This is a genomic window from Staphylococcus sp. GDX8P80P, from assembly GCF_017893095.1.
Lineage (GTDB): Bacteria > Bacillota > Bacilli > Staphylococcales > Staphylococcaceae > Staphylococcus > Staphylococcus borealis.
Genome location: NZ_JAESMI010000012.1, coordinates 1 through 9,430 on the forward strand (window position 1 = coordinate 1; position 9,430 = coordinate 9,430).

Consider the following 9,430-nt stretch of genomic DNA (forward strand, 5'->3'; position numbering starts at 1 on the left):
AAATCTTCTAGCTTTTTTAAATATCTTCTTTTTCTGGAATTGAGTAATGTTCGAAGATTTGGCCACTTTCAATCGCGTTACTTAAGTTTTCAAGCCATTTACAATATTGCTTTGTATGATCTAATTGTGCTTGGATTTTATCAACTTCTGCTTTAGATGCTTCGTCTAAGTCAGCGTTTTTTAATGTTTCATCTAACAATAATTGCGCTTTTTCAACGGCTTCTAAGTTCGTGTCAACTTCACGCTCCCATTTTTGTGTAAAGAAATTTCGGAAAAAATGGAAGAAGTTCTTCTCTGCAATGAAGTGTTGTTTTCTGCTGCCACGAGTGAATTGCTGTTTCACAATATCAAATTCTTGTAGTTTCTTGACACCAGCACTCATGCTCGGCTTGCTCATTTGCAAATGTTCACGCATCTCATCAAGCGTCATACTACCTTCAAAGACCATTGTGCCGTATAGATTACCGACGCTACGGTTTGTACCATACAAATCCATTGTTTCACCGATTGAATTGATAACAAGATCTTTTGCTTCTTCAATTTTTTGGTCATAATTCGTTGAACGTGCCATGGTGCACCTCCATTGTTACTTATTAGTTTTTTAAAGAGAAATAAACGAAGACGTTCATTTTTCAATTCTAAATCATTATAAAGTGTTTGGTGAAAAGTTTCAAAATCGCATATTTATTATTAGCACTTTTAACACTGTATTTTCAAGTCTATCTCAAAAATTGTGTCGTTTTATATCGTTTGCAAGGCTATGAAAAGTATGATAACCTAGTTCTGTAAAATTCGTTAAATAAAAATTTAACAAACTTAACGGAGGTCGTTTGATGGAACTTGTAGAGAAATTGTCTAACCGTCAGTATATCGATGGTGAATGGGTAGAAAGTTCAAATAAAAATACAAGAGATATTATTAATCCTTATAACCAAGAAGTTATCTTTACGGTTGCAGAAGGTACTGCTGAAGATGCAGAAAGAGCAATACTTGCAGCACGTCGCGCATTTGAAGATGCCGAGTGGTCATTAGAAACAAGTGAAGTCAGAGGTAAAAAAGTAAGAGCGATTGCAGATAAAATTACAGAGCATCGTGATGAATTAGCTAAATTAGAAACATTAGATACTGGTAAAACATTAGGAGAATCATATGCAGATATGGATGATATCGCCAATGTATTTACTTATTTCGCTGGATTAGCAGATAAAGATGGTGGCGAAATCATCAATTCACCAATTCCAAACACTGAAAGTAAGGTCGTTAAGGAACCTGTTGGTGTCGTAACACAAATCACACCTTGGAATTATCCATTACTTCAAGCTTCATGGAAGATTGCACCAGCATTAGCAACAGGATGCTCACTTGTTATGAAGCCAAGTGAAATCACACCGTTAACTACAATTCGTGTATTCGAATTGATGGAAGAAGTTGGCTTCCCTAAAGGTGTTATCAACTTAGTATTAAGTAGTGGTGAAGAAATCGGAGATACACTATCAGGTCATGAAGAAGTAGATTTAGTTTCATTCACAGGCGGCATTGAAACAGGTAAACATATCATGAAGAATGCTGCTAATCATGTTACTAATATTGCATTAGAACTTGGTGGTAAGAACCCTAATATTATTTTTGATGATGCTGACTTTGAAGTTGCAGTGGATCAAGCCTTGAATGGTGGTTACTTCCACGCAGGTCAAGTATGTTCAGCAGGGTCACGTATTTTAGTACACAACAATATTAAAGACGACTTTGAGAAGGCGTTAATTGATCGTGTAGGTAAAATCAAACTTGGTAATGGTTTCGATGATGATACTGAGATGGGACCTGTAATTTCTACAGAACACCGCAGTAAGATTGAAAACTACATGGAAATTGCAAAAGAAGATGGCGCTACAATCGCAATTGGCGGTAAACGCCCAGAACGAGAAGATTTACAAGCTGGCTTGTTCTTTGAACCAACAGTAATCACTGATTGTGATACGTCAATGCGTATCGTTCAAGAAGAAGTATTTGGTCCAGTTGTGACTGTTGAAGGATTTGATAGTGAAGAAGAAGCAATTAAATTAGCTAATGACTCTATTTATGGTTTAGCAGGTGCAGTCTTCACTAAAGATATCGGTAAAGCACAACGTGTAGCCAATAAATTAAAACTTGGTACAGTTTGGATCAATGATTTCCATCCATACTTCGCACAAGCACCATGGGGTGGTTATAAACAATCAGGTATTGGACGTGAACTAGGTAAAGAAGGATTAGAAGAATATTTAACTAGTAAACATATTTTAACTAATACAAATCCTGAGCCAGTTAACTTCTTTAGCAAATAACAAATCCATGCAAGAGCAATAGAGTCGTAATATAAATCAACTATGCGACTCTATTTATTTGAGTTATAAAGTTGTACGTATCGAACTTAAAAGCGTGAAATATAAAGACATCATAATCAATTTAAGGGAGGACGAATTTATAATGAGTAAAAAGAAATCATATGATTACGTCATTATTGGTGGCGGTAGTGCCGGTTCAGTATTAGGTAATCGTTTAACAGAAGATAAAGATAAAGATGTATTAGTGTTAGAGGCAGGACGTAGTGACTATCCTTGGGATTTATTCATTCAAATGCCAGCAGCGTTAATGTTCCCATCAGGTAATCGTTTTTACGATTGGATTTATCAAACAGAGGAAGAACCACATATGGGACGTAAAGTAGACCATGCACGTGGTAAAGTTCTTGGTGGCTCTAGTTCAATAAACGGTATGATTTACCAAAGAGGTAACCCAATGGACTATGAAGGTTGGGCTGAACCAGAAGGTATGGAATCATGGGACTATGCACATTGCTTACCATACTTTAAACGTCTAGAGAAAACATACGGTGCTACACCATTTGACCAATTCAGAGGTCATCACGGTCCAATTAAATTGAAACGTGGTCCAGCAACTAATCCATTATTTAAATCATTCTTTGATGCAGGTGTAGAAGCAGGATACCACAAAACAAAAGACGTTAACGGTTATAGACAAGAAGGATTTGGACCTTTCGATAGCCAAGTGCATAACGGACGTCGTGTATCAGCATCAAGAGCCTACTTACACCCAGCAATGAAACGTAAAAATTTAACTGTTAAAACACGTGCATTTGTTACTAAAATCCATTTCGATGGTAACAAAGCAACAGGTGTAACATTTAAACGTAATGGTAGATACCATACGGTTGATGCAGGTGAAGTTATATTATCTGGTGGTGCGTTCAATACACCTCAATTATTACAATTATCAGGTATTGGTGACGCAGAATTCTTGAAATCTAAAGGAATTGAACCGCGTATGCATTTACCAGGTGTCGGAGAAAACTTCGAAGACCATTTAGAAGTATATATTCAACATGAATGTAAAGAACCAGTGTCATTACAACCAAGCTTAGATGTTAAACGTATGCCATGGATTGGTTTACAATGGATATTTGCACGTAAAGGTGCTGCAGCATCAAACCACTTTGAAGGTGGTGCTTTCGTAAGATCTAACAACCAAGTTGCTTATCCAAACTTAATGTTCCACTTCTTACCGATTGCTGTAAGATATGACGGACAAAAAGCACCAGTAGCACATGGTTATCAAGTGCACGTAGGACCAATGTATTCAAACTCACGTGGTAGCTTAAAAATTAAATCAAAAGACCCATTTGAAAAACCAAGTATCGTCTTTAATTACCTTTCAACAAAAGAAGACGAACAAGAGTGGGTTGAAGCAATTCGAGTAGCTAGAAATATCTTAGCGCAAAAAGCAATGGATCCATTCAATGGTGGTGAAATTTCACCAGGACCATCCGTACAAACAGATGAAGAAATCTTAGATTGGGTACGTAAAGATGGTGAAACAGCATTACATCCATCATGTAGTGCTAAAATGGGGCCTGCATCAGATCCAATGGCAGTTGTAGACCCATTAACTATGAAAGTTCATGGTATGGAAAATTTACGTGTTGTTGATGCATCAGCAATGCCTCGTACAACAAATGGTAACATTCATGCACCTGTATTAATGCTTGCTGAAAAAGCAGCAGATATCATCCGTGGTAGAAAACCATTAGAACCACAATATGTTGATTATTACAAACATGGTGTGAGTGATGAGAACGCTGGTGCAATGGAATTTGATCCATATTATCAACACTAATTGTAAACCAGTATATTAATACTAAAAAATAGAAAAGAAGATAACTTAGGGAGCGGGACGCTGAATTCAAAATGAATTCTGTTCCGCTCCCAACTTGCTTTTTAATACCTTATTTAATCCGTTCGGCATTGCATCTCATGTTTTCAATCTTCATAGTCATTGAATTTTGATATGATAGTTAAGAAGAAGTGGTTTAGAAGGGTGGATGAAGACCTCTTGAATACAAATTATGAAATCACGTTCGACACGAAAAAAGAAGATGTCGCTTCTGATTATTTATCATTGAACTTAATATTAAAAGGCAATGTCACTTGTCAAAGTGAAAATCAAAATAGACAATATCACGTTGGCGATTTAATTTTAATTAATAGCTATCAAAATTTTTTGATTCTAGATGATACAGATGTTAGCTATATGTCACTACGACTGTCAAATAAGTATTTCTCTCATTATATTGAAGATAAAAATATTTATTTTCACTTTGAAGAGGTGTCTCAGAAAATACATAATGACATTAAAACATTATTGGCTAAAATAGGCATTACCTATTTAAGAAAGGGAAAGTTTCATCAACTGCATATGGATCAAATGATGATTCAATTAATCGAGATGCTAGTGAAATTTATTCCGTATCAGTCAAGACAAGAAATGATACATGAGCAAAATAAAGATGACGTTTTTGCTAGTCTTGCCTCAGAATTTATTAATCAACATTACATGGAACATATCGGTTTAGATGACTTAGCAGACTATATCAATTTATCTAGTTCATATACGTCACGTTTATTCACAAAGAAATTAGGAACGTCGTTTAATAGCTATCTTAATAAAGTTAGAACGAGAAATGCTGAACATGATTTAAAATACACTGATATTTCAATTACCGATGTTGCTTTGGGGAATGGATTCTCCAATTCGACATCCTTAGCTAAAAACTTTAAATTATGGTATCACATGACGCCAAGTGACTATCGTAAGCAATATCATGTTGAAGATAGCCACCAATCAGATATCAAACCAATGAATAAGCAAAGTATCAGACGGTATATTCAATATTTATCGTCGTTTGTGAATAATCAAATGGATGTCGTCATTCAATCAGCAGAACCTCAAAAGGAAATTGACATCCAGTTAGATGACAGTCTTGAGCACTTAAATAAATATAACCATATCGTTCAAATAGGGAGTATTGTTAATTTGCGGGTACATCGCTATAGAGAACAGTTATTAGAAGTAAAAGATAGAATTGGATTAGATACGGTTCTTGTACAAGATTTAGTTAACGATAACGCTTGGAGAGAGCATGTTGTTGCATCAGATGAAATTATTCCACATAGTCATCAATATATGACGTTAGATGAATGTTTATTATTCCTAATGAATCATCAAATACATTTGAGTATTCGTCTGAGACCGCCACGTAGCGCTTCAGCATTTCAATCGTATTGTGCACATTGGATAGAGATTCTTAAACATTTTATAAATATGACCACACATAGTAGTAGCATGCAACTATCAGTGATTATAGATGCCATTGAGTTGAAACAATATGTACAATTATATGATGTATTTAAACATTATATTTCTAAAGTGAAATTTATTGTGCATGACCAAGACGTTAGTGATAATAAAGATAATTTGAAACAATTATTTAAAGATCACGCTGAAAAGGTGCATATGTTAGCGTTTGAAGCCAATCAGAATGACGTCGTTAATTTAGAAGTGTCTGAAGATATACAGTATCAATATGCGAAAAATCATATTAACGAAACAGTAGAAGCCATACTCGAATGGCTTCCAGCCAATCACAAAGCGATTCCACTTATGTTACTGAACTGGAACACTTTAACCGGCAATTCTAATTTGACAAATGGCGAGTATTTTAGAGCGGGTATTATATTTAAACAGTTATTAGATATCAATGAGAAAGTGTGTACAGTAGGCTACTGGTTGAACTACGAATTACATCAAAAGTATGGTGTCATGAATGAACATCGTCTGATGGGAATTGATTTATATCATCAATTTGATGGCAAGCGACCTGCATTCTTTACAAGTAATTTCTTTAGAATGTTGCAATCTCATGTGAGATTCCGCAATGAGGAATGTATGGTTGTGGGTGATGATACGCATCTTCAAATCGTTGTGTGGGATGCTGATCATTATAATCCATATTACACTATTTCAGAACAGCCTAATGTAATGGAGAAACGGAACTTTAAACTTGAAATTAAAGACCTTCAAAGTGGTCTATATAAAGTTAAACACTATACGTTAGATAAAGAGAATGGCGCGTTATATCGTGTATGGCAACAACATAATACAACGTATGGTATGGACCAAGAAACGATTGATTACGTGAACCGTATATCATACCCTAGATTAGATATTTCAGAACTAGAAGTAGCGGAAACACTAACGTATCATTTAAAAGTAATGACGAATTCCATCCATATCATAGAAATAAATAAATACGTATAATTAGGAGAATGACAAAAATGTATCATTAATTTTTGTCATTCTCCTTTTTAAATTAAAAAATTAAACAATTTGGTGTCTAAGAGGACATAGATTAACTATTAAATTGAGAGATAAACGATACAATTATAGGTGAGGAGAGATGAATTATGAATAAACAATTAATTAACACTTTACAAGAAAAAGAAGCACGTATGATTGAAATAAGAAGATATTTACATGAACATCCTGAGTTATCATTCAAAGAAGAAGAAACACCAAAATATATAGCGGATTTCTACAAAGATAAAGATTGTGAAGTAGAAACGAATGTAGGGCCTAATGGTGTTAAAGTGACGATAGATAGTGGCAAACCTGGTAAAACGATTGCGATTCGAGCAGATTTTGATGCTTTACCAATTAAAGAAGCTACAGGTTTACCGTTCGCATCAAAAAATGAAGGCGTGATGCACGCTTGTGGTCATGATGCGCACACAGCTTACATGTTAATTCTAGGTGAAACGTTAATAGAAATGAAAGATCAATTTAAAGGTAAAGTGATTATTATTCATCAACCAGCAGAAGAAATGCCTCCAGGTGGCGCACAAGGCATGATTAAAGATGGCGTACTTGATGGTGTAGATCACGTGTTAGGTGCGCATGTAATGAGTACGATGGAAGCCGGTAAAGTCTTCTATAGAGAAGGATTTGTTCAAACTGGACGTGCCTACTTCAAATTAAACGTACAAGGTTCAGGTGGTCATGGCTCTTCACCACATATGGCTAATGATGCGATTGTAGCAGGCGCTCAATTTGTTACGGAAGTACAAACGATTGTATCTCGACGACTAAGCCCATTTGAAACAGGCGTGATTACAATCGGCTCATTTGACGGCAAAGGTCAATTTAATGTGATTAAAGATGCAGTAGAACTTGAAGGTGATGTTAGAGCGTTAACCGATGACACACGTGACACAATTGAAAAAGAATTAAGACGCTTAGTTGAAGGTCTTGAAGCAACATTTGGCGTAACGTGTGATTTCGAATTTAAAAAAGATTATCCAGCATTATATAACGACCCTGAATTTACACAATATGTTGCACGAACAATTCAAGACGCGGATGCAGATGATATCAAAGGTATTGAAGTTTGTGAACCTCAACCACCATCAGAAGACTTCGCTTTTTATGCAGCAACATTACCAAGTACATTTATTTATTCAGGTGCTGCACCAAAAGATGGTAAAATTTATCCACATCACCACCCAAAATTTACAATTGATGAGTCATCAATGTTAGTAGCTGCAGAGGCAGTAGGAACAGTCGTGTTAGACTACTTAAGTTAAGGAGAGAGCATTATGGAAATGAGACAACAACAATTCACTGGAAATAATAAACTTTTATTAGGTATTGTACTTGGAGTAATTACATTTTGGTTATTTGCGCAATCACTACTTAACTTAGTACCAACTATACAACATTCATTTTCAAGCAGTATTGGTACAACGAGTATTGCGATAAGTATTACGGCATTATTTAGTGGGATGTTTGTCGTTGGTGCGGGTAGTTTCGCTGATAAATTAGGCCGAGTAAAAATGACATATATTGGCTTAGTATTGAGTATTATTGGGTCATTATTAATTATAGCGACACCATTTACTTCAATGTTAATCCTCGGACGTATCATTCAAGGGTTATCAGCGGCGGCGATTATGCCTTCTACCTTAGCGATTATTAAAACGTATTATCAAGGTTCAGATCGACAACGTGCGTTAAGTTTTTGGTCGATTGGTTCATGGGGTGGTTCAGGGTTCGCTTCTCTATTTGGCGTATGATTGAAACGGCAATTGGTTGGCGTTGGATTTATATTATTTCTATCATTGTAGCGATTGTAGCAATTCTTCTAATTAAAGGAACACCTGAAACAAAATCGAATCAAACAACAAATACAAGATTCGACTTTTTAGGTTTAACATTGTTTGTCATTATGATGTTAAGTATTAATGTGGTGATTACACAAAGTGCTAAATTAGGGTTATTCTCACCAATCATTTTAGCGTTAATTGCAGTATTTATTATTTCAACGATAATCTTTGTACGTGTAGAAATGAAAATGCATCACCCATTAATTGATTTTAAATTATTTAATAATAAAGCGTATACAAGTGCTACAATTTCTAACTTTATGCTTAATGGTGTTGCTGGTACGTTAATCGTTGCGAACACATTTGTACAACAAGGTTTAGGTTTTTCAACATTCCATACAGGATTACTTTCAATTACGTATCTTATTACAGTATTATTGATGATTCGTGTCGGTGAAAAAATCCTTCAAAAAGTTGGTGCAAGAAAGCCTATGTTACTAGGTACTGCACTTAATATGGTAGGTATATTGTTAATCTCATTTACATTCCTATCTTCACAAATGTATGTAGTCGTTTGTGTTATTGGTTATTTACTATACGGTTTAGGCCTTGGTTTCTATGCGACACCTTCAACAGACACTGCCATTTCAAATTCTCCTGAAGATAAAGTAGGTGTAGCATCAGGTATTTATAAAATGGCATCTTCACTTGGTGGTGCATTTGGTATCGCATTATCAGGTACGATATATGGTATAGGTGCAACCATGGTTAATATTAATTTTGGTGCCATGTTAGGATTGTGGTTGAACATTTTAATGGCAATCATTTCATTTATTGTCATACTCATAGGTGTTCCTAAACAACAATCTAAATCATAGAGTGATATTTAATGAAATAGAAGCGTATGCAAGAATTGGCACTGAACCCCTTAAATG

The 9,430-nt window shown here is 35.3% G+C and carries 5 protein-coding genes and 1 pseudogene; 5 read left to right on the top strand and 1 reads right to left on the bottom strand.

Annotated elements, in window-relative coordinates; genetic code table 11:
- Positions 1 to 16 precede the first annotated feature (16 nt).
- Positions 17 to 571 carry a choline uptake/conversion transcriptional regulator CudC gene (cudC, locus tag KA858_RS01615; RefSeq protein ID WP_210134844.1) on the bottom strand — a complete coding sequence of 185 codons (555 nt, stop codon included), beginning with the start codon at positions 569 to 571 and terminating at the stop codon, positions 17 to 19.
- A gap of 262 nt (positions 572 to 833) precedes the next feature.
- Here cudC and betB point away from each other — a divergent pair, with 262 nt between their 5' ends.
- The 5 genes and pseudogenes from betB to KA858_RS01640 all read left to right on the top strand — a co-directional run bounded on the left by betB (position 834) and on the right by KA858_RS01640 (position 9,373).
- Entirely contained in the window at positions 834 to 2,324 is a 1,491-nt protein-coding gene (betB, locus tag KA858_RS01620) for a betaine-aldehyde dehydrogenase (RefSeq protein ID WP_053028916.1), read from the top strand.
- Positions 2,325 to 2,463: 139 nt separating this feature from the next.
- On the top strand, positions 2,464 to 4,173 hold the full coding sequence (betA, locus tag KA858_RS01625; RefSeq protein ID WP_107629243.1) for a choline dehydrogenase: 1,710 nt from the start codon (positions 2,464 to 2,466) through the stop codon (positions 4,171 to 4,173).
- Between the two features lie 216 nt (positions 4,174 to 4,389).
- Positions 4,390 to 6,654, top strand: coding sequence for a transcriptional regulator AryK (gene aryK, locus KA858_RS01630; RefSeq protein ID WP_210134845.1), 2,265 nt, complete (start codon positions 4,390 to 4,392; stop codon positions 6,652 to 6,654).
- A 146-nt stretch (positions 6,655 to 6,800) separates the two neighbouring features.
- Complete coding sequence (locus tag KA858_RS01635; RefSeq protein ID WP_210134846.1) at positions 6,801 to 7,976, top strand: M20 family metallopeptidase; 1,176 nt, start codon at positions 6,801 to 6,803, stop codon at positions 7,974 to 7,976.
- A 12-nt stretch (positions 7,977 to 7,988) separates the two neighbouring features.
- Positions 7,989 to 9,373 (top strand): annotated as a pseudogene (locus KA858_RS01640) (MFS transporter).
- Positions 9,374 to 9,430: the final 57 nt, after the last annotated feature.